This is a genomic window from Actinokineospora sp. NPDC051303 (assembly GCF_055586285.1).
On the sequence record NZ_JBVJIN010000019.1, the window covers coordinates 1 to 23,820 of the forward strand.

Annotated in this window: 20 protein-coding genes and 2 pseudogenes; 6 read left to right on the forward strand and 16 right to left on the reverse strand. The window is 67.4% G+C overall.

All coding sequences use genetic code 11. The annotated features are described in order from the left end of the window. The 15 genes and pseudogenes from ACZ6SD_RS16530 to ACZ6SD_RS16600 all read right to left on the reverse strand — a co-directional run. A pseudogene (locus ACZ6SD_RS16530) lies at positions 1–536 on the reverse strand (hypothetical protein); the annotation flags it as partial. 2,653 nt (positions 537–3,189) lie between these two features. Beyond that, entirely contained in the window at positions 3,190–6,063 is a 2,874-nt protein-coding gene (locus tag ACZ6SD_RS16535) for a BTAD domain-containing putative transcriptional regulator (RefSeq protein WP_465317794.1), read from the reverse strand. A 180-nt stretch (positions 6,064–6,243) separates the two neighbouring features. Beyond that, positions 6,244–6,648 carry a hypothetical protein gene (locus ACZ6SD_RS16540; RefSeq protein ID WP_465317795.1) on the reverse strand — a complete coding sequence of 135 codons (405 nt, stop codon included), beginning with the start codon at positions 6,646–6,648 and terminating at the stop codon, positions 6,244–6,246. Between the two features lie 50 nt (positions 6,649–6,698). Continuing rightward, the gene (locus tag ACZ6SD_RS16545; RefSeq protein WP_465317796.1) at positions 6,699–7,151 is read right to left on the reverse strand and encodes a TadE/TadG family type IV pilus assembly protein; all 453 of its coding nucleotides are present in this window, start codon (positions 7,149–7,151) and stop codon (positions 6,699–6,701) included. Then, positions 7,148–7,642, reverse strand: a complete 495-nt coding sequence (locus ACZ6SD_RS16550) for a TadE/TadG family type IV pilus assembly protein (protein ID WP_465317797.1) — start codon at positions 7,640–7,642, stop codon at positions 7,148–7,150. The genes ACZ6SD_RS16545 and ACZ6SD_RS16550 overlap by 4 nt, the downstream gene beginning before the upstream one ends. Beyond that, positions 7,639–8,085, reverse strand: a complete 447-nt coding sequence (locus ACZ6SD_RS16555; protein ID WP_465317798.1) for a TadE/TadG family type IV pilus assembly protein — start codon at positions 8,083–8,085, stop codon at positions 7,639–7,641. The genes ACZ6SD_RS16550 and ACZ6SD_RS16555 overlap by 4 nt, the downstream gene beginning before the upstream one ends. A gap of 52 nt (positions 8,086–8,137) precedes the next feature. Then, the gene (locus tag ACZ6SD_RS16560; protein ID WP_465317799.1) at positions 8,138–8,323 is read right to left on the reverse strand and encodes a hypothetical protein; all 186 of its coding nucleotides are present in this window, start codon (positions 8,321–8,323) and stop codon (positions 8,138–8,140) included. Positions 8,324–8,373: 50 nt separating this feature from the next. Next, positions 8,374–9,267 carry a type II secretion system F family protein gene (locus ACZ6SD_RS16565; protein ID WP_465317800.1) on the reverse strand — a complete coding sequence of 298 codons (894 nt, stop codon included), beginning with the start codon at positions 9,265–9,267 and terminating at the stop codon, positions 8,374–8,376. Further along, on the reverse strand, positions 9,264–10,187 hold the full coding sequence (locus ACZ6SD_RS16570; protein ID WP_465317801.1) for a type II secretion system F family protein: 924 nt from the start codon (positions 10,185–10,187) through the stop codon (positions 9,264–9,266). The genes ACZ6SD_RS16565 and ACZ6SD_RS16570 overlap by 4 nt, the downstream gene beginning before the upstream one ends. Next, a complete protein-coding gene (locus ACZ6SD_RS16575; protein ID WP_465317802.1) occupies positions 10,184–11,503 on the reverse strand; it encodes a CpaF family protein in 1,320 nt (439 codons plus the stop codon). The genes ACZ6SD_RS16570 and ACZ6SD_RS16575 overlap by 4 nt, the downstream gene beginning before the upstream one ends. A 128-nt stretch (positions 11,504–11,631) precedes the next feature. Then, positions 11,632–12,435, reverse strand: coding sequence for a chromosome partitioning protein (locus ACZ6SD_RS16580; protein ID WP_465317803.1), 804 nt, complete (start codon positions 12,433–12,435; stop codon positions 11,632–11,634). Between the two features lie 38 nt (positions 12,436–12,473). Beyond that, positions 12,474–13,175 carry an SAF domain-containing protein gene (locus ACZ6SD_RS16585; RefSeq protein WP_465317804.1) on the reverse strand — a complete coding sequence of 234 codons (702 nt, stop codon included), beginning with the start codon at positions 13,173–13,175 and terminating at the stop codon, positions 12,474–12,476. A 119-nt stretch (positions 13,176–13,294) separates the two neighbouring features. Beyond that, positions 13,295–14,296 (reverse strand): hypothetical protein, encoded by a 1,002-nt coding sequence (locus tag ACZ6SD_RS16590; RefSeq protein ID WP_465317805.1) that lies wholly within the window; start codon positions 14,294–14,296, stop codon positions 13,295–13,297. Then, positions 14,290–15,063 carry a hypothetical protein gene (locus ACZ6SD_RS16595; RefSeq protein ID WP_465317806.1) on the reverse strand — a complete coding sequence of 258 codons (774 nt, stop codon included), beginning with the start codon at positions 15,061–15,063 and terminating at the stop codon, positions 14,290–14,292. Before ACZ6SD_RS16595 ends, ACZ6SD_RS16590 begins: the two co-directional genes overlap by 7 nt. Further along, entirely contained in the window at positions 15,060–16,100 is a 1,041-nt protein-coding gene (locus ACZ6SD_RS16600) for a sigma-70 family RNA polymerase sigma factor (RefSeq protein WP_465317807.1), read from the reverse strand. Before ACZ6SD_RS16600 ends, ACZ6SD_RS16595 begins: the two co-directional genes overlap by 4 nt. A 309-nt stretch (positions 16,101–16,409) precedes the next feature. Here ACZ6SD_RS16600 and ACZ6SD_RS16605 point away from each other — a divergent pair, with 309 nt between their 5' ends. Continuing rightward, entirely contained in the window at positions 16,410–16,796 is a 387-nt protein-coding gene (locus ACZ6SD_RS16605; protein WP_465317808.1) for a winged helix-turn-helix transcriptional regulator, read from the forward strand. 124 nt (positions 16,797–16,920) lie between these two features. On the opposite strand, the gene ACZ6SD_RS16610 is transcribed toward ACZ6SD_RS16605, so the two are convergent. Beyond that, the gene (locus ACZ6SD_RS16610; protein WP_465317809.1) at positions 16,921–17,532 is read right to left on the reverse strand and encodes a prepilin peptidase; all 612 of its coding nucleotides are present in this window, start codon (positions 17,530–17,532) and stop codon (positions 16,921–16,923) included. 106 nt (positions 17,533–17,638) lie between these two features. Here ACZ6SD_RS16610 and ACZ6SD_RS16615 point away from each other — a divergent pair. The 5 genes and pseudogenes from ACZ6SD_RS16615 to ACZ6SD_RS16635 all read left to right on the forward strand — a co-directional run bounded on the left by ACZ6SD_RS16615 (position 17,639) and on the right by ACZ6SD_RS16635 (position 23,750). Then, positions 17,639–18,489: pseudogene (locus tag ACZ6SD_RS16615) on the forward strand (glutaminyl-peptide cyclotransferase). A gap of 215 nt (positions 18,490–18,704) precedes the next feature. Beyond that, entirely contained in the window at positions 18,705–21,314 is a 2,610-nt protein-coding gene (locus ACZ6SD_RS16620) for an MFS transporter (RefSeq protein WP_465317810.1), read from the forward strand. Further along, positions 21,266–21,430: a hypothetical protein gene (locus ACZ6SD_RS16625; RefSeq protein WP_465317903.1), complete on the forward strand. Its 165-nt coding sequence runs from the start codon at positions 21,266–21,268 to the stop codon at positions 21,428–21,430. Before ACZ6SD_RS16620 ends, ACZ6SD_RS16625 begins: the two co-directional genes overlap by 49 nt. A gap of 164 nt (positions 21,431–21,594) precedes the next feature. Next, the gene (locus ACZ6SD_RS16630) at positions 21,595–22,869 is read left to right on the forward strand and encodes a helix-turn-helix domain-containing protein (RefSeq protein ID WP_465317811.1); all 1,275 of its coding nucleotides are present in this window, start codon (positions 21,595–21,597) and stop codon (positions 22,867–22,869) included. Beyond that, positions 22,869–23,750: a phosphotransferase enzyme family protein gene (locus ACZ6SD_RS16635; RefSeq protein ID WP_465317812.1), complete on the forward strand. Its 882-nt coding sequence runs from the start codon at positions 22,869–22,871 to the stop codon at positions 23,748–23,750. The genes ACZ6SD_RS16630 and ACZ6SD_RS16635 overlap by 1 nt, the downstream gene beginning before the upstream one ends. Positions 23,751–23,820: the final 70 nt, after the last annotated feature.

A 23,820-nucleotide genomic window follows, 5' to 3' on the forward strand; every position in this document is an offset into this window, starting at 1 on the left:
GAACTGGCGAACACCCGCAACTCGAACGTGTCGTCATTGCGGGTGTTGATCGCCTGGTACCGGTCACCCCGGGCACCCTTGGCGTAGTCCTTCACATGCTCCCGGGCGTCCGCGTCGAACCGCGCCCACTCATCCGAGCGGCGACGGGCCACGACGACCACCCGATCGGCGTTGCGGTGCAAAAACTTCATCCACCGATACACATGCGCCGGTGAGGCGAACGCCGCCCGGCTGAGATGCACATGCAACCCGGTGCCGTCCGCGTCGCACCCGTGATCACGAAGCTGCTCCAGCATCCGCCACGGGAAATGATCCATCGCCCACTCATACGACATCGGGTGCGTGACGATCTCGAACCCGTGATCAATCGAACTGTCCTCTTTCAAATACCCCAGACCATCCAGCCAGGCCACCGCGAGATCCGCGCAATCCTCCAAACCTCTACGGGGGACGTTGATCTCGATCTCCGCTCCCAGAAACAGCGGACCGTCACCATGGAACTCGGGTTCCGGCTTGTACGAGTAATCGTTGATCAAGCGCGAATGGTCATCGATGCAGGAATCACAGTACTCCCCCGCGCAGATCAACTCACCGCAGTCCTCGCACCCCCAATAGTCATTGTCCGAGCACGAGGAACAGATTTCCGCGCCGTGCGCGGTCCGCGACGGGTAACGGCAGAACAGCTCACAACGATCACACTCCGAGTAATGATCACCGACGCATCCCTCGCAGACCTCCTCACCCTCATCCGTGGAATACCACTCATCGGTGAAGTCACCGCACTGGACACACTTCACGTAATGGTCGGTCGCGCAGTCCTGGCAGATGTCCTCACCCGACACGGTGACGCACGTGGAACCCACACGCGCGTCACACCGCGCGCACGGAACCAGGCAGTCGGAACACACGTCCTCCACCAGGTCGGCGGAGGGTTGCCCGCACCGGTCGCACACGCTCTGGTCTACAATCACCATGGGCATAACGGAGTCACCTTCCGATATGTCAAGAGCGCCGTAAGGGATGGCCGTCCCTTACGGCGCTCGCCTGTTTCGTCCACACCGTGGACACGGAAACGGCACGACTCACCAGAGTGAGGGCGGAACATGTCCGCGTGCACACCCGGTGAAGTCGCGCCGCACCGTGACAACGTTGAGGAAGAACCCGAACCGATCAACCACCACAAAGAGCTTGCTATCGTGTGCTTACAGGGCGAATGCGCGATCATGGGACCACCGGACTCCACAGATGGTCGCTAGACATCCCAAGACGCGACGATCACCCGCCACACACAAACAGGCAACTCCTGTTCGGCCGATCAGTGCTTCGGGTTCCGACGGTCCGCCGTGCGCGTGCTGTCACCACACACACCGACCGCATCGTGTCCATTGGCTCATTACGGGAGAACAACCCCCGCGCGCCGTGCCGTTCCCTTTTCCGACCCTGCCTCTTCACACAGGGGTATACGTGGTCGGCCCGTAGTCCCACAGACCGCACGGTTCTAGGAAAGTCGACTCTCCCACCCGCATAGGACCGTGGTCGGGTAGGCGTCGGTATCTTCCGGCGACTCACTCTGTAGTTATCCAGGGAGCCCATCCGGGCACGCCGCTACTGCCTCACCGGGTACTCCGGCATCCACATCGCTGCTATCGCGCACCGCCCTGGCGGTCGCCCGCGCTATACGGGACTTATGGTTGTTGTCATCAGGAAAGACGCCGTGGTGATCGACTCGCAGGGACGCCGTGCCCTGGTCCTCGTCGCCTCCCGGCGACCGTCCCGATGACATGTCTATTAGACACCTAAATAGGACACTCCGCAAGGGGGGTTGCCCCGGCTGTGACCTTCTCGTGATTTGATCTTGTAACGGTGCCGGTCGGCCGCCATGTACGCACGAGGTGAACGCGCGTAGCCGCGTGCCCTAGGGCGGCATGGGAAGTGAACTGCCGACACGGCGGAGTCCATCGGAACGAACAGCTCATCTCTTGCTTTTCAACGTTTTATGAATGGTGAATCGCGTGCGTGTTGAATCCAGCTTCAGTCCATACGGCCGAATCCGAGGGAATGCAAACAAAGTCTGAGTATTGACATCATGTTGAAACTGTGATTGTCAAATGCATGTGTGCAATTGGATGTGAATTGATATAAGGTGGCGGATTCGGGCCAAGTTGATCAGCGGGGACTGCGCGGCAGAGGGCAGGGAACTTGGGCTGCGGAGCTGCGAGAGTCGGGCCGGTGCGTGGCCATCGGACGACGGGAGGTGGGGTACGTTCGGATGGCCACCAACGCAGTCAGGGTGACCACGGGGCCACAAGCGCTGGCAGGTAACCACCCACCCGAATCGACTGTTCATACGCCTGCCGGCCACCGAGTCGGGCGTTACATCGGTAACCCCTCTAAGCTGTCCGACCAGGTGTTTCGCGCTGCCGGGGGTTACCGCTCTAAGGGGCAACTCTATCGGACCGTCGTCCGGTTGGTCACTAGGACGCTCTATGGCGATCACTGACCGTGTCATTGATCTACTAGGTGATCACTAGATGTGGTGACCTTAGTTCGTCCTTGGTAAGAATACGCCGCAACGAGGTACCCGTTTGACTCAACGTTGACAGCCTTGACGCTGATCGGCGCGGCTGACACCGGGAGAAATTATACGCCTGTAATTGGGAGGGAGCGATTCTGATTTTGGACCTCAGGGCTCGCCTGTACTGCGGGGACGGGTTGTGGGCAGGCCGTGACGAGCGAGTAAGACGAGCGAGTAATGGGGGGGATGGTAACGGGACGCTAGGCATCTGGCGCGGTCGCGAGATCTCCGACACGTGCTCAACAGGGAATGGATCGCGCATATTCTGGTGGCGTTGAGCGCTGGTTCGCTGCATTTCAACGAGCCTCATGCCGCCATCCAGGAAATGACCACGTTTGATCCGCGAACCGGGTTGGTTCGCAGAGTTCAGAGCCCCGTGCTGGGCCGAACCTTGTGGCGGATGGAGACCGCTGCCTGGTGGACCGATCGAGGAACGGGACGTTTCCGCGGTCTGTGGTGTACTCGCTGGCCCTTGTTGGCAGGAACTCGCTGGTCCGGGTGCGAGCTCTGATCGACTGGCCTAAAGAGAACCTCGATCTGATCGAGCGACTGCAGAAGGCACCGAACGACGGCGATTAGCCTGGTTGAGGCGCTACGGCCGTGGTGGACGCGGTTCAGCTGGCCGCGGCGTTGTCGGTGGAGACCTGCCGCCGGGTGCTGCCGCGGCGTTGGAGGAAGTCGGCGAGGTTGACGGTGTCTGGGCTGGGGTGTTGGCCGATTTCGTTCAATGTGGCGGTCAGCAGGGCGAGGGTCCGTGGGATGGCGGCGTACTGGTCGAGGCGGGCTTGGGCGCGGATGATCGCGAGGTAGACACCTTCGTTGTAGCGGTCTAGCTTGCGGGTGCGTTCCAGCAGTGTGAGTGCGGTTTCGGGGTCGTTGTCGTCGTGCGCGCGGGTCAGGGTGCCGAGCGCGTCCAGGACGTCGCGTCGGGTGGCTTCGCGGAACGGGTCGATCCAAAGCACGTCCAGGTCCTCGGCGAGGTCGCCCTGGTAGGTCTCGATCGCGTCGTGCAGTCGGGCTTGGGCTTCGGCGTGGGTTGGGTGTGGCGCCTGTAGGGCGTGCTGGAGTTGCCAGTAGTCAACGGTGACGAGTTCGTCGTTGAGCCGGTAGCGGCCGTTGTCGTTGAGGACGAGGTTGTTGGCCCGGCCGTCGGTGGCGTCGGTGAGGGCGCGGCGCAACATGGACAGGGTGTTGTGGAAGGAGTTGTAGGGCCGCGGCGGTCTGCTGTCGGGCCAGATTGCTTCGTTGAGGGCTTCGCGGCGGACGCCTTGGGGGTGTAGCGCGAGGTAGACGAGCACTTCCCGTTGCTTCGGTGTCAACACGGTGTTGAGCTCGCGGTCTCCCTCGTCGCCATGCAGGGCCAGGTGCAGGCGTCCCAGCACACGCACGACCAGCGGGCGCTGCGGCGCTGTCCGGTCGCCGCTCTTCGGCGTTGGGGGTTTCTTTGTGGCCATAGCGGCCGTGCGGTCGTCCTCGGTGTCGTCGTCTGGGGTGGCTGCGGGCGAGCCCTTCGGCTGGAGGTCCATGGGAATGGACTGGGTGTCCGGCAGCCGCGGGCTCGCTGGGGGCCGCTGGTCGTTTTCTTGTACCAGCGGGCGGGTGGATTCGAGCTGGGTTGGCTCCTCGACCGAGCGTTGCTCGGCAACGGGTGGTGTGAACACAATGTCGTGCTCGTCGCTGTTGGTTGCGTGGTTGGGTGTGGTCAGATCCGCAGGGCCTTCGGCATCCCGGAGCACGGTAAGCAGGTCGGTGGCGTCGGTGGCGGGCAGGCTGAACAGGCGAGAGTCGGCGAGGACGTCGGCGGGGCCGGGGCTGGTGGCGCTGACGGTGCCATCGTGGCGGACACGCACGGTTGCGCCGGGGCGCCACTGGCCGAGGAGCACACCTGCCAGGCCGAGGGTGGAACCGTTGTCGAGGACGGCCTGTAGGCGCCGTTCGGCGTGCGGTGTCGGGCTGGCGAGCAGCACGAGCGAGGCCGGGGTGAGGCGGGATTCGTGCTCCTCGATGGCGTGGCGAGTCCGGGTGAGCAGGGCCGCTTCCATCTCATCCAGGGCGGCGTCAAGCGTGGCAACAAGGTGGACTGTGGACGGCAGAGTTTCGACGTCGGCGCCGTCGAAGACGAGGTGCAGGTCGTCGGCGGGGATGAGCACGCGGATAGCGTCGCCGGGCTGCTGTTCGGTGAGCAGGTGCAGCAGGAGCGCGCGGGCGGCGGCAGTGGCGCCGGGTCCGGTGAGGCCGAGGCCGCGGGTGCCTGCGAGGTTCAGGGCGAGTTCGCGACCTCCCCGCACACCGATCCTCGCCGGCACGGGGATTCGGTCGTCGCCGGGTTTCAGGGCCCCGGCGGCGGTGGTGTGAATCCGTATCCGTGGTGGCGCTGGCGCGAGGTCGACGAACTCCACCTCGTCAGCCGACTGCTCTTCGTCGTGGTCGTACGCGGCCCGCAGGGCGCGGACCACGGGGGCGATCGGGCGCTGCAGGTCGGCGCGGTCGCCGCTGCCGATGCGGTAACGGCGTCGGCGCCACATCCGGACCGACACCATGGCCGTCGTGATCGCCCCGGCGAGGCCGAGGCTGACGAACACGCCCGTAAGCAGATCCAGCCCTGGTTCGGCCCGGTCGTCGCGGTGCTCGCCCGTCGTATCCGTGGCTGGCGCCGGGGTCGTGTTCGGTGTGGGCTGTGTCGATGGTGGTGTGGTCGTCGCGGTGCTCGTCGGTGGTGGTGGCTGCGGGGGCGGCGGCTGCTCGCCGGGAGGATGCTGTTCGGTTGGGGCGGGGATGTAGGCGGTGATCTTCCAGCCGGGCCGTATGAGGTTGGGCTTGGTCAGCGCGCGGCCGTCGGGCTGCTCCACGCCGCGGTTGAGCTGGAACAACTCGGGCCAGCGGCTGCCGCCGCCGGGACCGTAGATGCGTTCGGCGACCCGCCACAGGCTGTCGTAGATCCCGGCGTGCGGGAGCCGGACTTCCTCGGTGACTTGGACCATGCCCGGCGGGGCGGGCGCCGCCCGATTGATCACCAACGTGGTCGCCGGGACGACGGCCGTCTGCGGAGCCGCGGCTTGCGTGGCCGGGCCTGGGGTCAGCGGTGCGACGACCGTGACCAGTGTGAGATCGGCGGTCAAGGCTGCGGTGGTCGGGGTGGGGGTGTACGAGGTCCGGTTGCTGAGCAGGGGCAGCACGATCGTGCCGATCAGGGCCGCAGCGAGCCCGTGCAGTGGATCGGGTGGGCGGACCTTCGGCCAGGTGATTCCGCGCACCGCATCGACGGTGCAGCGCAGGACGTCGAGCACGAAAAAGAACCAGACGATCCAGCACGCCACGGCCAAGGTGTCGAGCAGGAACTGCGCGCTCATCGGGTTGAGCAGCGTCGCTTGAATCTCATCCCACGGCGGCACGTGGTCTGGCAGCGGCCAACCCACAAAATGCGCCAGGGCCCAGGGCAGGCCCGCTACGAGCGCGAGCAGGGCGACGGCCGCGAGTAGACCACGCACAAGCCGGAGCGTGGCGGACAGCGCCCACCGGCCGGTACGGCCCGTATCCGGCCGTACCGGCTTCAGGCGAGAGAAGTGTGAGTGTGTGGTCACGACGTGCTCGATTCCTTGGACGTACAGGTTTGCGGCTCCGCTGTCGCTACCGAGTGCGCGAACGTTGTGCCTGCCGGGGTTGCGACGTCATGTCACTGGAGCGGGAACCCTGGCGAGTTCTGGTGAGGCGGGGGTCTGGTTGGGCGACGTTGTCTTCGCTGTGGACGGTGCCTGGCTCGCGTCGTTCTTCGCGGTGGAGGCGCTGGTGGTGGACCGCTTGCGCTTGGGGCGAGTCGTCTTGCGGCCGTTGAGCCACTGGGTGAGGTCAGTAGCCGGTACGTCGGTGAACTTGGCCAGCTCGTCGACGCTGATGACGTCGCTGGATTCGGCGAGGACGTCACCGAGTTCTCGCTCGATGTCGCCGAGTTTCTCGGCCGCCTCGGCTCGCAGCTGTGCGAGTTCGCCGACACGCTTCGCCGTGGCGGCCCTCTTCGCTTTGCGGGCGGCGTCGGCTTCCTCGACGCGGCGTTCGATCTCTTCAATCGTCGCCATCGTGGTCTCCTTTCCGTTGTTGGCGCGCGGCTGTCGACTGAGCGATGTGGTCACGGGAGTACTCCGAAGATCCCGCGCTGTGGTTGGGCTTGCCCCGTTCCGACGACCGTGATGGAACCGACGCTGACCAGACCGAGCAGTTGGGTGGGTTGATTGATGCTGACCGTCACGTGCACCGTGTTGCCTGCGACCGAAACAGTGCCTGTGTGGCCTGCGGTGGCGAGGTAATTGTGCGCTGCGGTGCTGGCCTGGTGCGGGACCAGGCGCAGGGTGCCGTCGGCGCGGTAGGCGGCCAGGTCGATTTCCTGGGCGCCTGCCCGCGCGGCTTCCTGTGCCTCGCCCATTGCGCGGACCTTGGCGGCCAGCGCGAGCCCGCCGTCGAGCACGAGGCCGCCGAAAAACAGTGCCCCGAGGGCGATGATGACGACGAAGGCAGTCACCCGGCCGTCCTCGTCCTCGCGCAGTCGGCGTGTTCGGCGGCACAGCGATGCGGCCAATGTCATTGCGTACCTCCTGCTTGGGCGGGTGGGAAGCCACGCCAAACATCCACAGGGGAGGAGAAGCTGGACTGGAACGTTCGGCTGCCGGGCATGCCGAGCGAGGTCAGGTCCCCGAGGCCGACACTGCAGGACACTGTGACGGTTACTGTGGAGCCCGGCGTGAGGCCCTGGGTGTCAGTGGACACCGACAGCGACTGGCAGCCGATCCCGGCAGAGGCGAGTGCGTCACCTGCGGTGGCTTGGGCGGCGGCAGTGGCCTGCGACGGGGTGCGGGCGAGGGTGGCGGCGCGGGCTGCTTGGTGTGCGACGTCGTTGATCCGCAGCTTGGTGTCAGCCAGCCGACCGCAGAACACCACGAACAACAGCAGCAGGATCAGCAACGGAGTCAGTAAAGTGAGCTCGGCCGCAGCGGAGCCGCACTCGTCGCGGCGCAGCGCGCGAATCCGCGCACGCACCGAGTGCACGAGTGCGGGGAGCGAGCAAATCGCGGTCATGGCGCCACCGCCCCGGCGGCGGTCGGTGAGGTGAATTTCTCGATGGGTCCAGCGGTTTGGGCGCGAACCGTGAAGGTCGCGAACGGGATCACGCTGATCACGGTTCCGGTGACCGTCACGGATGCTTGGGTCGCTCCCCGCTGGACGTTGACCGATGTTCCTTGCAGCGGGCCACTTCCCAGTTGCGTGAGGACGCGTTGTCCCTCGGCATCGCCTGAGGCAGTGCTGCCGCCATACACCCGTGCCGCGGACAAGGCTTCGGACGCAGCAGCTTGGGCGATGTGGGTTGCGTGCATGTAGAGCGTGAACTGCGCGATCAGCAGGACCAGCAGCAACAGCAGCGGCGTCGCGATGACGAGTTCGACCGTGCCCGCGCCGCGCTGATCTGTCCACAGCCGGCACAGCGTGGTTCGCAGGAGCGTCCGGCGTGGACGCTCGTGCATGTTTGGCAAGACGGATTGGCTGAGACGTCGAGGCATCGTGATCACCGGCCGCCTACAGGCTGATGCCGTTGGCTTTCTCGGTGACTTTGACGACGATGATCGCGACGACCGCGATGGCGAGTGCCGCCAGCAGAGCGGTGACGACAACCGCCTCGGTCGAGTAACCAGACTCGTCACGGCGCAGTCGCTCCAGCTCGGTCCGGATGCGGGCGATGAGGATCTGAACTTCGGTGAACATCAGTTTCTCCCCTGTGGTTTGAGATCGGCTATGGACAGTTCTTGTGAAACTCAGAGATTTCCCAGCACGCTCGCGAGGGCTGGGAAGCTGATGAAGATCAGGAATCCGCCGAACAGCATCACCACGGGAAGACTCATTCGTTCGGTGGCTGCCTGGGCGTCGCCTTCGGCATCGGTGAGTTCACGGGTGCGCAACGCCGCGGCCTTGGCCGCGAGGCTGGCGCGGACGCGGGCGCCTTCGGTGCCTGCGAGGCTGACCGAGGCGGCGAGCTCGGACAGCTGGTGCACATCGAGCTCGGTGCCGAGTCGACCGAGGGCCGACCACGGCGTGGTCCGGGTCAGCTTGGCGGTGACCAACGCACGGCGCAGCTGTTGGAAGGCCCAGCCCTTGCCGATGTTCACCGCATCCGACAGCGCGCCGTCGACTCCGGCGCCGCCGGCCAGCAGGACCCGGATCAGGTTGAGGTAGGCCGACAGCGCGTGCCGGAAGGTCGAGCGGCGCCGCTCGGCTTCCTGCCGGACGTTGATGTCCGGGAGCAGGAACCCACCGAGGGCGAACAGGAAGCTGGCGATCGCGGGGACTTCCCAGCCGAGACCGACCTCGGCCACGGCAAGCAGCAGGTGCATCACGATCGGCAGCAGCAGCCCGGTCAGCGCCAGAGTCACCTTCTCGGCCAGGTGGTGCTCGACGCTCTTGCCGATGACCGCGAGGTCGTTGCGGAGCTTGCGGTTGGGCAACCCGAGCGCGGCCAGCGGTGTGATGAACGGGCGGCCTACCCGCAAGGCCCACCCGTCGGAGTCGGTCGCGAGGATCAAAGGCGGGGCGGGGGTTGAGTGCAACCGATCGACCAGGGCGCGCAGCGGTGGCCGCGGCGGGAACACGTAGACCACCAGCGCCCACAAGCCGACGCCAAGCCCGGCACCCCACAGCAACGCGCTGATCATGACGACGCTCCTTTCCCGGTGAACAAGTCATCGACATCAACATCGGTGTCGTGGGACCGGATCGTGGCCAGCTCCGTGAGGAAGCGCTCGGGCTCACGCAGACGCACAATCCGTGCCAGCCAAGCAAAGGCGGCGGCGAACAGGAAACCGACGAACAGCAGCATGATCTGCCCGAACGCGGAGTCGTACGGGGCGAGGTAGCCGCGGTTGAGCAGCACCAGCCCGATGGCGAAGGACAGCGTGGTGATCACGATGACGCGCACGCTGGTTCGGGTGCGGGCGCGGCCCGCTTCGACGCGCATCCGCATGGACGACTGTTCGCGTGCCTCACCGGCGAGTTCGCCGAGCAGGTCGGCCAGCTGCCGGGCCTGGTGCTCCGCGGCCGATACCAGTGCGGAGATCACCAGGTCCGCGGTGGGGTCGTGCAGCTGGTCGGCGAGGTGGCGCAGCGAGGGCGCGAGGCGTTCGCCGCGTTCCAGGCGGACGGCGAGCTCGGTGATCTCCTCGCGGATCGCTTCGGGGCAGGCCGGGGCGGTGGCGAGGATGGCCTGTTCCAGGCCGGCCGCGGCCACGAGGGTGTCGCGCAGCATCTCCGTCCATCCGGCGATCGCCTCGATGCGTTCGAGGTGGCGCTTGTGGTCGACGTTTGAGCCGAGCAGCCGTGGCAGGCCGACGACCGCGAGGGCGGTCAGGATGGCGGCGACCACCCAGCCGGTGACCGCGCCGACAATGAGGCCGGCGAGCACGGCCGCGACGAGCCAGCCGACTCGCTTGCGGTCATGCTGTGCCGACAGCCAGGCGCTCAGCCGCGATTCTGTCGTCGGACCGGCAGGTTGGCCGCGCAGTCCGGCGACGATGAGCAGGGCAGCGACGGCCACACCGGCGCCGAGCAGGCCGAACAGGGCCACGGTCGTGGTCATGGTGTCCACCATCCTTCGCGCCGCTTGAACAGGTCCGGGTCGTAGCCCGCCTCGACGAGCAGGTCGGCGGTGTCGGTGCGCAGCGGCGCACCGGGTTCGGCGCGCAGGTCGGGGCCTGGGCGCCAGACCTCGTTGCTGATGATCTGGGTGCCGTCGGCGCCGACGACTTCGCGGATGGAGGACACGACGCGCTTGCTCGGGTCGTCGCGGGGTTTTTCCAGGTGCACCACGAAGTGCAGCGCGGTAGCGACGAGTAGGTTGGTCGCTTCCATCGGCAGCCGCTCGGGACCTTGCACGGCGTAGGCGGCCAACTTGGTGAACGCGCCCTGGCTGCTGGACGAGTGCAGGGTGCCCATGCTGCCGTCGTTGCCCATGGACATCGCGTTGGTCAGCGGGATGACCTCGGGGCCGCGGACCTCGCCGACGATGACCCGGTCCGGCGACATCCGCAGGGACTGCCAGACCAGGTCCGACAGGGAGATCTCGCCCTGGCCCTCGATGTTCGGTTCGCGGGCTTGTAGCGCGACCACGTCCGGGTGGGCTTCGGCGTCCTCGCCGAGGCCGAGCTCGAAGACGTCCTCGATGGTGATCAGCCGCTCCCACGGCGGGATGGCCGAGGCCAGTCCACGCAACAGGGTGGTCTTGCCGATCGCCGTGCCGCCGGTGACCAGGACGTTGCGCTTGGCCCGCACCAGGGCCGCCAAGAAGCTCTCCAGCGCGAGGTCGATGGTGCCGTTCTCGCGCAGCTCGGCCAGGGTGACCTTCGCGAACCGGTGCCGCCGGATCGACACTGACGGCCGCGTGGTGACCGCCATGACCGCCGAGACGCGCTCGCCACCGGGCAGCTGGAAGTTCACGATCGGGCTGCCGCGGTCGAAGCGGCGCTCCTCCACTCCCGAGCGGGTGGCCAGGTCGCGGATGAGCTCGATGAGCTCGGTGTCCGAGCCGATGACGGGTGGCAATCGCTTGCGGCGGCCGTCGGCGTATTTGACGAACACGCGGTCGCCGTTGATGTTGATGTTCTCGATGCCGGTGTCGGCCAGCAGCGGCTCCAAGCCGGCCAAGCCGAAGACCTCGTCGAGGACTTGACGAATCACCCGCTGTTCGACCTCGGGGGCCACGAGCATCCCGCCGGCGGCGGAACTGCGCAGCTCGGCTCGGGCGTGCGCTTCGGCCGCGTCGGTCAGAATCGCCTCGGCCAGCTCGCGGCGTTGCTGCGGGTGCATTGTTGGGTGGCCTGCGGTCTCATCCGTCCGGACGCGTTGGCTGAGCTGTGTCGACAACTGGTCGCGCAGGTGTTGCCGCAACCGTTCCACCGCGGCGGCTTCTCCGGGGGGCCGGTGAGGAAGCTCCGCCGGTCCAGGCGTGTGCTGCGGAGCAACAAGGTTCGGACTCGCGCCGTTGGTGGACGTCGGCGGGCGCGGATCGCTGACTCCAGGCCACGTCATGACGTCACCCCATTGTGGGCTTGCGGCCCGAGCGGGCGCAGAGCCACATCCGGGACCGGCCCAGGCGGAATCGCCAGTCGCAAGCGCGGTGCTCGGGCGCCGCCGGTGGTGATCGGCTGCTGGCCATGCGCGTAGAGGTCAAGCGCGATCCTGGCGGCGGCCCTCCCCAGCGCGGACTTGTCGGGGCCGCGTCGGCCTGCGTTCCGGCCGCACAGCACGGCGGCGCCTTTGTCGTCGTGCGGCACGCGACCCATCACCGGGATGCGCAGCGCCTGGGAGACCTCCGCGGTCGGGTAGCCGTCGCCGACCAGGACGAAGCACGGGCGGCGCGACCATTGCTGGGCGGCCTGCAGCTTGAGCGCGACGTGCGCGAGTTCGTCGTCGTGCGGGCGGGCGACCAGCAGCAGCACGTCGGCGCCGCGGATGACCGGGAACGCGGGCGAGTCCGGGTCGACTCGGCCGCAGTCGGCGATGACCGTGGTCTCCGACTGGTCGGCGGCCCGGCGCAGCGGCGACGACGTTCCCGAGGCCAGCACCGTCAGGGCTGCGCGGGCTTGTTCGGCGCCGACCGGGCCGACCACCACTCTCAGGCCGCTGGGGAGAAGCTGGATGTGCTGGGCTAGCAGGTCCGGGTCGGCGCCGCTACGGCCTCGTGCCGCCGCGGCCAAGCTGACCAGACCGGGTGTGTCCGGCAGCCGGAAGCGAGCCATCAGGTCACCGCCTGCTGGGTCGACCTCGACCACGATCGGGTTCTCCTGCCCCGGCCACCGGGCACCGAGCGCGGTCGCCAGGGTGGTCACGCCCGGTGACCCTTTCAGCGAACACAGGGCGACAAGCATCAGCGGTTCCTTCCCGTGATCACGACCAGGCTGAGTTGCCCAGCCGGGGCCGAGCCCAACGCACGAGCGTCCGATTCGGACATTTGCAGCGACACCACCGTGGTTTGCTCTGTTTCACGCGTGGCAATGCCGGTCACCACCGCGGTCCACGACAACGTCTGCCCGGTTCCGGTCGCCGCTCCCTGTCCGGGCGTGGTGAGAACAGCGACGGCAGTGCCGGGCGACAGGTCTGGCGGAAACTGTCCCGGCTTGAGCCCCACGGCTGCGATTGCCTTACCCTGGGCGGGAATCTGCGGTGCCCCGAGGACGGATCGGGTCACGAGTGCCCCGGAGGGCAAGCTGAACGCGACCGGCTGTCCCACGACTGTGGACGTAGCCGATGCGGGCATCACATCCATGCTGGAGTCCGTTGCCAAACTGACCTGTTTGAGATCCTGGGCGGTGAGGATCTGGCCTACCGCGACAGGACGGGCCAGAGCCAGAACTTTGTCCCGGTCATCGAGCCGCATTCCTGCGAACAGGCCGCCTGCCGCGCACACCAGGACCAGCAGGACGCCGAGCACCAGGTAGGGCACGCTGCGGCGTCGACCGCCGCCACTCAGGCGCGGATGAGCCTTGCCGCCACGGCTGGCCCACGCGTTCGACAACACTGGCTTCTTCGTTGTCGTGTCCGTACTGGTCGAACCTGTGGTAGTGGTCACCACCGACCTCCTTCAGGCATGACGCCATCGCGACGCGTCGATCGGGTGTTCGACGTGCCTTGTCTTCAAAGGGGTGTTTCGTTATGCACGCCCGCCCTCGTGAGGCGGGAGGCTGCGGTTCAGCCGGTCACGACTCCCTGGCTCTCAGCCACGCGGAACGCCACCGAGGCCGAGGTCGTCATGTTCGGAAATGTGCCGCCCTGGCCCGCGCCCGACCACGTCACGGTCCAGTTCACCGTGGCGGTCACCGGGAACGCGTCGGCGCGCTGCCCCGCCGAGGATGTCTTGTAGACGTAGCCGCAGTCCGGCGACGCGCTCTTCGGGTCAGCGCCGACGGGATACGGCGAGCCGGGGCCAGGGCAGGTCACCGAGCCACCGTCACCCATCGACCAGGTCACCGAGGTCGGCCGCGCGACCGCGGTCACGGAAACACCCGGCACTGATGCGGTGGCCGAGACGTCGCCCCAGCGGCCGCGGTCCAACCACAACCAGGTTGGCAAGCTGACCAGCTGGTCGCCGACCGGATTGACCTTGATCTTCGGAGCGGGTAGCCGCAACTGGTTCCGGGCCTGGGCCGCGAGCTCGGCAGGCGACGGCAGTGGCACTGGACCGGGCTGGCCGTTCGCGATCCAGACCGGCGGCCGGTACAACGCGTCCTGCAAACCCGGCCCAGTGCATTTGTAGACGTACCAGGCACCGGACGGAGAGTGGGGCTGCGCGAGCCGCGGCCCGTACACCGCCGGAACAGCCGTGCCCGCAGTGGTCTTCGGCGGGACATGGAAGGCCGCGGGCTGCGTGTTGCCCGGTGGCGGACCTTGGTAGCTGCTGAGTTCGTACCCGCACTGGGCCAAGTTGGGATCCCCGCCGATGATCGTGTCGCCGTTGGTGTCGGCTTGGCCGGTGCCGGGGTTGTTGTGGCCAGGTTTGTCAGGTTTGTTGTTTCCGTTGCCCGGGGTACCGGCTCCAGGCCGAGGATTCGTGCCCGCGCCGAGTTCGCAACCGGGGTTGGGGTACTGAGTGCAGTCTGTGAAGCCCCAGCCGCTGTCCGCGGACGCCGGTAGCGCGCTCGCCACGATCAGGGCCGCGGACAGTGCGGCCATCGCACTTGAACGTCTCAACATGAGCCCACTCCTTCCACTGCGAAGCGAGTGACCCTCCACATGCCGTCCTGCTGTTTCTTGACTTCCGCGGTGATCGAGCGCCGTCCGCCCGGTGTGTCGTCGAGCAGCTGGCCGTTCTTGTACTTCAGCCAGCCGCTGTCATCTCCACAGTCGGAGATCATGACCGTGCTCGGATTCCCCACAGGTTCCGCGCTCGACACCTGGGGGTTGTTCGTCGGGGCGCCCTTGGACACCACCCCGTTGAGATGGTCGGTGTAGAGGCTTCGGTTGATCACGCCGAGGGCGTCGCCGGTCGCGTACTTCGCAAGCTCGGGCGATTGCCAGTCAGCGGTCTCACCGGACTTGGCCATCTGCCGCCACATGCCCAGGTAGGTCGTGACCGCCTGAGTTCGCGCGTTGTCCGCTGGGTTGGTAGGTGAGCTCACAGGGCTGCTCGTCGTGCCCGGAGGGAGCGCTGTTTCAGCGGTTGGCTCCTGGGGAAGGGGCGGAGAGGAGTCCGCTCCGCAGCCCGCGAGCATGGCCGCGGTGAACACCGCTGCCACCCGTGCCTGCCATGTGGAGCGCCCGGTGAGGTCGAAACGAACCGTCATCAGCCTTGTCACCTCGCTTCGTGGGTGTCGTCGATGATCGTGGGCGTCGAACGGTCGACCCGCCCAGTAGGGGGCGGTGTAACCGAACGGATGAACGCCCTGCGCATGTCCTTTCGATGTTTGTGCGGATACAGGTAACGAGCGCACCGCGGTCTGGTCGGGTGTTGGGGACGTCATGCCAGAGCCTCGTTCAACAGTTGCGCGAAGTGCTGAAGTCCGAGTCCTTCACGGTCCTCTGGTGAAAGCCGGGTCAGCATGCGCCGGAAACGACTGTCTGGTGCCAGCGTGTAGGTCCGGAGGCGGGCGAGGGCCGTGCGGACCGCGCGACGGCTGACGCCGAGGTCGGCGGCGATGCCGCGCTCGGACCTGCGGTGCGGGTCGAGGTGCTCATATGGTGGCAGGCCCGCGTGCCGGGCGATGATGTCGCGTTCGCCGGGGTTGAGCGGCAGGGCGTTCAGGGCGGTCTGCCATCCCGTGGTCGCGGTGTCGGCGCGGCGCTCGGCGATGTCGAACGACCGGGTCGAGGCGTGGTCGGCCGCGGTGTCGGCCAGATTCTCGGAAGCGGGGAACCACGTTCCGCGGTATCGGGCGGCGTGCTCGTCATCGAGGTGGGTGCGGGTCAGGGCGCCTTGGGCGTGGTCGAGGATCTCCTGGTCGGTCGGTGCTCGCCCAAGGCGTTCGGTGAGAGCGGCACGGATGGCGTGGACGCTTTGGAACCGCCGATGGGCGCGGGCTGGAACGCTGGCCGGGCCGATGGCCCGGGAAAGTTCTCGTCTGACCTGCTCGATGATCCACCGCCGAAGGTAGGTCGGGCCCGCCCCGGTGCGGGGAGCATAGGCCCAGATCCCCTGGGCGACCGCGGCACGAGCGACGTTGAGCAAGTCCTCGACGTCGACCACGGGCGTAGTGCGGGGCGCTGACCGCGACGAGTGCACGAGATACCGGACGAGAGGCTCGGCCAGCCGAACCAGATGATCGGTGGCGATCGCCCCGGCTGCCTGGCGGGCGGCGAGTTCTTCCAGTCGAGCAGGGTCGTGTCGCTGCCCCGTACGCAGGGCGCGGTGGGCCGCGTGCCCGTCCGCCGCGGTGGGCGCCAGAGCCATTACGGCAGCCCGGCAGAGTCGGCGGTGCCTGCCGCATTCGGCCCGCGCTTCGTCCACGGACAGGACCTTGCCGATCGCTGGGACGGTGTCTGTCGGGTCGATCGTTCTCATCTGCTTCCCCCGAGTTCGTCGGTGCTTCCGGTGAGGCCGCGGCGACCGGCTAGAGGTGGGGTGCGCCCGGCCAGGTCCGCCTCGCCGAACGCCGCCGTGCCGGTCGCCGCGACCGTTTCCTCGCGTCCCCCAAGGTGGTGCCCTGGGTGTGGTCATGAATACGCGCCGCCGCCCGACGAAGTGCAACGTGTGCTCTCGACGCACACTGACGTGCGTCGCCCCCACCTGCGGGAACGCGCTGAAACTCGACACAGGACACGCCCGCCGCGCACACACTGAACGCTCCCGCCGTGGTGTTCACTGGGCACCATGGACACGGGGGGAGTCCCTTACCGACAGGGCGTGCACCACGCCATGACCGTGCTGCGAGGACAGTGGACCGTCGCCATCCTCGCGGGACTCGCGCTGGGCGAACGGCACTACTCCGACCTGCTCGCCTCCGCCAACGAAGTGGAAGAACGCGACGGCTGGACGACTCACGACCGCCCGCTGACCGAAAGAACCCTCACCGACACCCTCCGCAGAGCCCAAGCGGACGGGCTCGTCGAACGCCGCGCAGAAACCGGACATTTCGCCGGAGTTCGGTACGCCCTTACCCCCAAGGGTCGCTCTCTGCTCCGCGCGGTTCGCCCGCTGGCTGAATGGAGCCAGGAATGGGGCCCAGACCAGCCGCCCAGCGCAGAGGCGCCATCCTGAATGGCAGTGCCCGAGACCACGAGCTCCAGGCAGCTGGCCATCGTCCGTGCCGCCTGACTGGACCTGTCAGGGGCGGCGGGCTTCGGTCACTACCGGCTGGTCCTCGTCGCTTGTTCGGGGCGGATCACGCGAGGAGGACCGTGGTGAAGGTGCCCGCCAGCATCGCCGGTCCGTATGGGATGGATCGGGGTCGGTCGGATCGGTGCCTGAAATGGGCGACGAGGACCGTGACAAGCCCGTAGACGCTGGTAAGGAGGGCGCCGGTGAGAAGACTCGTCCAGCTGTGCCAGGCGAGTAGCAGCCCGAGCGGGCCGCTGAGATGGATGTCTCCAGCTCCGAGACCGCCGTCGGTGCCGACGGCGAGTGCGAGGTGGAAGGCGAGATAGACGGCCATCCCGATCAGCGGTCGGCTCAGGGGCACGTCGGTGCGGGGTGCCGTGGCGAGGGCGGTGAGCACGATCATCGCCGGGTACATCGGAAGCGTGAGCCGTCGTGGAAGGCGTAATTCCTGGATGTCGATGATGCTCAGAGGAACCGCGAGCACGGCGAGGTAGGTGTGCGCAAGCAGCTCAGGACGCATGCCGATGCGGAGGGCGAGAAGCAAGAACAGGGTCCCGGTAGCTGCTGCGCTGAGACCCCGGAGGCGGCGAGTCCCTGTCGTGGCCGCAGAAGCGGTCAACGTCCCGATGATGACGCCAAGCAGCGCCCACCCGACAGCAAGGACCAGATGATTCACAGACTCCCTGGTAACGCGCCCGTCAACGGATGGTTCGGCGACGGGTGAACCAGTCGCGCGTAAGCGCGTTACTGGGGTTTGCATGACTCGATCGAATGTCCGCCGCATGATCTTGGCGTTGATCGCGACCGTTGCGCTGGTCTCCGCGTGCGCGAGCGGAACAGCCACCTCCCTGACCGACACCGGGAAGACCTCGCCCTCGGTGGGTACGCGCAGCAGTACGCCCACCACCCGGCTTGGGGCGGTGGCCCGCTACGACGTCGAAGTGATCAACGAGTATCCCCATGACCCGGGCGCGTTCACCCAGGGCCTGGAAACGCTCGACGACCCCACGCTGATCCTGGAGAGCACCGGAGGGGCGGGGACTTCGTCGGTGCGGGTGAGCGAGGTGACCACCGGTCAGGTGGTTCGCCAGGTAGATGCGCCGGGATTGTACGCGATGGGCGTCACTCGGGTTCCTGGAGTCGGAATATGGCAGTTGACCTGGCGGGACGGGGTCGCGGTGCTGCGCGACCCGGCGACCTTGACCGAGCTGCGACGAGTTCGATTCGCAGGCGAGGGATGGGGCATGTGCTTCGACGGGAAGCGCCTGGTCGTGTCGGACGGGTCGGATCGACTGGTTTTTCGTGATCCCGCACGTTCGACCGGCTCGGCGAGTTGAGAGTGTCCCGGCCGGCCTGGGAGCCGGTGGACATGCTCAACGAGTTGGACTGCGCGGGCGCAACCGTGTGGGTCAACGTGTGGCGCAAGCACCACCTCGTGCGCGTCGACCTCGCTACCGGGCAGGTCACCGCGATCGTCGACATCGCCCGCATCGCGCGGATCGAAAACACCGATCAGGGACCGGAAGCGGTTCCCAACGGGATCGCCTCCATCCCCGGCACGGATGATCTTCTGCTCGCGGGCAAGCTGTATCGCACGACATACCGCGTCCGCCTCCAACCGTCGGCCACGTGATCCAGGAAATTGGACACGGGGAGTACTCGGCCCTGCGTTCTGAACGCCACATTGACGACTAATTTCCCGCCAACGAGGAAGAAATGGTTACCACCCGTGGCGATCAAGGCCCATTGGGGTGGATTTCCAGTAGAGGGGCGACCAGGAAAGAGAACTCGGCATACCGTCGAACCTGCTGGCTGAGGGGGATCGCGGCTGCTGTTCGGGGGACCTGTATGGCTGTTTCCACTGTTCGCGCGTTCGTCGACGTCGCGCGGGTCGGGGAGTTTCGCGCGGTGTGGTCGGCCGAGACGGTCTCGATCGTCGGGGACCAGTTGGCGCGCGTCGCCCTGGCGCTGCTGGTCTATGACCGGACTTCGTCGGCGGGGTTGTCCGCGTTGACCTACGCATTGACGTTCGTGCCCGCGGTGGCAGGCGGTTGGTTGCTGTCGGGGTGGGCGGATCGGTATTCGCGCAAGCAGGTCTTGGTCGTGGTCGACGTGGTTCGCGCGGTCTTGGCTGCGGGCATGGCGGTACCGGGCGTGCCACTGAGCGTGTTGTGGGTGTTGGTCGGGTTGTCCAGTGCGGCGGCAGGCCCGTTCAAAGCTGCGCAACTGGCTCTGCTGCCCACGTTGGTCGGGCGCGAAGCGCTCGTGCGGGCCGGGGCCTTGCGCCAGATGAGCGCCCAGGCCGCCCAGTTGACAGGGTTCGTGGGCGGCGGGCTGCTGTTGACCGTGGTGCAGGCGCCGTGGGTGCTGGCCATCAACGCCGCGACGTTCGCGGTCAGCGCACTCGTGGTCGGCCTCGGAGTCTCCGCCCGGCCCGCCCCACGCTCGGCCGCGGGCGAAAGGGCCACCGTGACCATGGGCGGTTCCAGCCGGGCAGGGGTGTGGGCGGTGTTCGCCTTGGCCGCACTGACCGGGCTGTTCGTCGTTCCGGAGGGAGTCGCGGCCCCCTACGGCGCGGCGCTGGGAGTCGGCGCGTTCGGTGTCGGTGTGTTGATGGCGGCCGACCCACTGGGCAGCGTCGTGGGCGCCTGGCTCACCGGCCGCTCCGACACGCGGACGACCTCGGGGTTGGTGGCCGGGCTGGCCGCTGCATCGGGGCTGCCACTGCTGGTGTGCGTCCTGGCCCCCGGAATCGGGCTGGTGGTGTCCGTGGGGCTCTGGGCGGCATCAGGGGCGTTGTCCACCGCATGCCTGATACACCTCCAGGCGCTGGTCGTGGACCTGGTCCCCGACCAGCGGCGTGGGCGGGTCCTGGGGCGCATGGCCACCGTCCTCTACGCCTCCCAAGGCGTCGCCATCCTGGTCGGCGGCATCGCCGCCGACCAGGTCGGCCCCTTCGCCGCGGTCGCGGGTGCGGGCGCGGCGGGAACGGTATGCGCGGTGGGGGTGTGGTGGTGGTCTCGCAGCCGAACCCGGGCAGGTCACGACCACGAAACCACCGGTGACGACATCACCGACGGCGCTCAGATGTCCTTGTTGCGCATGACCGGCACCTCCTCCCAGGCCGACCGCCCAGGCGATGCCGCTGTGTCCGAGACGCAGGCGGAAGGCGAGAACACCACGACACCGCCGTCCGGGGACGCGAACACCCAGACTATCCACCCGCTCGTCTCCGGAGAACCACCACCGTCAAACCAGGACGCACTCCGGCATCACGGCCCGCACGGATGGGCGCTGTGGACCAAGCCCCGCCCCGGCGCGCTGTTCCTGCTCGCTGTCGAAGCGCTCGCCTGCGCGCTCGCCGCGTGGCTCCTCGCCACGTGGCCGGTCACCGGGACCGACCTGGGCCGATTCGCCGTGCTGGTCCTGCTCGGGGCGATCGCCGCGGAGGGAACCCGGCACGGCGAGCGCCTACGCCGACGCTTCGCCGACGCGCTGCACGTCAACCTCAGCTCGGTCTGGACCCTGGCGGCGGCCCTCGTCCTCCCGCCCCACCTGGCCATGGCCACCACCGCGGCCCTCTACACCCACCTCTGGTGGCGCAGTTGGCGCAGACTGCCCGGCATGCACGCCTACCGGGCGGTGTTCTCCGCGGCCAACGCCGCTCTGTCCTGCCTCGCCGCTAGCGCCGTCACCCACCAAGCGCCCGGCCCGACAGCACTGGACGTCACCGGACCCGCCGGACTGGGATGGCTCGCACTCGCCGTGCTGGCCTACTCCGCGCTCAACTCCCTGCTCGCCGCCACCGCGATCGCTCTGCTGCGAACCGACCGCGCCGACCGCACCCCCGCGCAACTGTTCGGCACCCTGCACGAGAACGCCGTCGAATACGCCACCCTCAGCGTCGGTGCCCTCACCGCGCACCTGCTGACGACCCGGCCACTGGCCATCGCACTGCTCGTCCTGCCCATGGCCGTGCTCCACCGCAGCGTCCTCATCCGCCACGTCGAGCACGCCGCGATCACCGACGACACCACGAAAGTCCTCAACACCGCCAACTGGGCCGCACTCGCCCACGCCGAACTCCGCCGCGCCCACCAACACCACGGCAGCCTCGCGATCCTCATGATCGACCTCGACCGCCTCCACACCGTCAACCACAACCACGGCCGCCCCACCGGCGACGCCGTCCTCCGCGCAGTCGCCGACACCATGCGCCGCTCAGTCCGCGCCGAAGACCTCTGCGGACGCCTCGCGGGCGAGGAGTTCGTCATCGCCCTGCCCGACATCACCCACGCCGACGCCCTAGCCATCGCCCACCGCCTGCAAACCAACGTCCGCGACATCACCATGACCACCCCGACACCGGCCACCCCATCCCCGGCCTGCGAATCAGCGTCTCCATCGGCATCGCCCGCTACCCCGACCACGGACACACCCTCGACGACATCCTCATGACCGCCGACAACGCCATGTTCGCAGCCAAAGACGCCGGACAAGACCAGATACGCGCCGTCCAACCCATTAACGACCAGCAAATCGGTATTCACGCCGGAGAGCGAATAGTGGGATGAACAGAGACGAGAGGCAGACGCGCTCATCACTAGGACTCAGCCCTGCTCACCAAGCGCAGCCACAGTCAAGGACTCCGACCGGACAATCACCGGACATCGGACCGGCACAGTAGGAGTCAACACCAGGGAATGCGCTACGGTGAGCGCAGAGTTCGTTACAGGAGGTGGCCCTGGTGACGTCGGTTGGTAAACGTCACGCGTTGGCGCGGGCACGTGAGGCCGCCAACCTCACTCAAGAGGCGTTGGCCATGGAGTTGGAGGTCAATGTCCGCAGCGTGCGCCGCTGGGAGAACGGCGACAATCCCCCTAGCCTCGCCATGCGGGACAGCCTCGCACGCGCTCTCGGCCTCAGCCCCCACGAGCTCACGTCCGTACTCAAGGAGGGGTTCACAGAACCCGCTGGTTCGCCGGAATTGCACCAGATCGCCGACACGGCGGCGCGTGACTCTTTGATGTTCGTCGAGCGGGTCGCGAACTTCGACGCGGGTGGCGACGACGCGCTCGAACACCTGCGGTGGGAGATCAGTCGCATCGCCGTCGACTACGTCAACACACCTGTGCGATTGCTGCTGGCAGACCTGATTCAGGTTCGCAGTGCCATCGCCACGCTGCTTGACCGTCAACAACGTCCCCGCCATGCCCGCGATCTGTTCTTTCTCGGGGGTGTCGCCTGCCTGCTCCTGGCCCACGCATCGCAGAACGTCGGCAACCAACGGGCCGCCCTCGCTCAACTGCGTGCGGCATGGACGTGCGCGGACACCGCAGATCACCAAGCCCTGCACGCTTGGGCGCGCGGCACCGCGGCTCTGATCAACGAATGGACCCCTCGCCGCGGGCACTCGGCCCTCGACTACGTCGATCAGGGCAACCGATACTCCGCGTCCCGGGAGACACGACTGCGACTCACCGCGATCGAGGCCCGCGCGGCGGCCCGACTGGGCGACCAGCCCCGTGCGACCGCCGCGGTGGCCCGTCTTCGCACGTTGCAGGACGCACCTGACGACCGTGACGAGGTCACCGATCTTGGTGGTCTGCTGGCGTTCCCGTCCGCCAAACTGGACTACTACCTGGGCAGCACGTACGGGTTCCTCGGCCAGCACGACCTCGCCGAGCGCCATGCCCTCGCCGCGATCAGCGCCTATGAGACTGGGCCACCAGTGGAGCGCTCCTACGGAGACGAGGCGCTCGCTCGTTTGGACATCGTGACGGTGCGCATCGCCCAAGGGGAGCCCGAGGGCGCCGAGGCCGCGCTGACCCCGTTGCTGGAGCTACCGTCCGACCGTCGTATCCGCCAGCTCGCCGTCGCCGCGGCCCGCACTCGCGCCGTTCTGGCGGAATCCCCGCTCGCTGGAAGTGCGCGAGCCCGGTACCTGTTTGACGGCATCCACGAGTTCGAGGCCCGCACATCGGTCGACGCACACGCGTTACCCTCAACTTGATGACCGACGACACCGCCACCGCAGACGAATCCCTTCTCGCCCGTGACGCGGCCAGTGCCGTCGGCCTCTCCGCTCAAGGGATCAGGCTGCTCCGCAAACACGCCACTGCCGTCTACCTGCTGCCCTCCGCGCAGGCCGTCGTCCGCGTCGCCCAAGGGCCTGACTCCGCTGCGACCGGGCGCGCCGTGGCAATCACCCGCTGGCTGCGCGAACAGCGGTTTCCCGCACCAGAACCCCTGGATCTGGAGCAACCAGTCAGACTGACCGCGAACACCGTGGTGACGTTTTGGCGCTACTACCCTCAAACGGGCCATCCCGAGCCTTTCCACCTCGGGAGACTCCTGCGTGAGCTGCACCATTTGCCGCAGGCGCCGGTGCCCCTGCCGGACTACCGGCCACTCGCCCAGTTCCAAACCACGGTTCTTGCCGCCACCGGCCTGTCCGAAGACGACCGCGCATGGCTTCTAGACGAGGCGAACACGTTGCTCGACGCCTACGGGCGACTCGATTTTCCCCTCGGAGTCGGCCTGATACACGGTGATGCCTATCCCGGCAATCTGCTCTATGACGGCGACCAAGTCCTGCTCGGCGACTGGGACGATGCCGCTACCGGTCCGCGTGAACTAGACCTAGCCAACACCCACCAAGGCGTCCGTTTCGGTCGGACCCGCGCCCAGCTCGCCGCCTTCGACGCCGCGTACGGCCGCGATATCACAGCCTGGCCGGGTCTGTCGACCTTGCGGCGCATGCGCGATCTACACACCCTCAGCACCTACATCTTGCGGGCCGGAGAGGGAAGCCGCGAGGCAGAAGCAGAACTACGCCACCGCATAGCCACCCTGCGTAGCAACGAAAATCAAGCCCTCTGGTCGGCTGGATAGCAAGTGGCGCGCACAACTCGGGCTTGAACGCAGCCAGCAGCGACACACGTTGCTTGCTACCTGCGCGCCG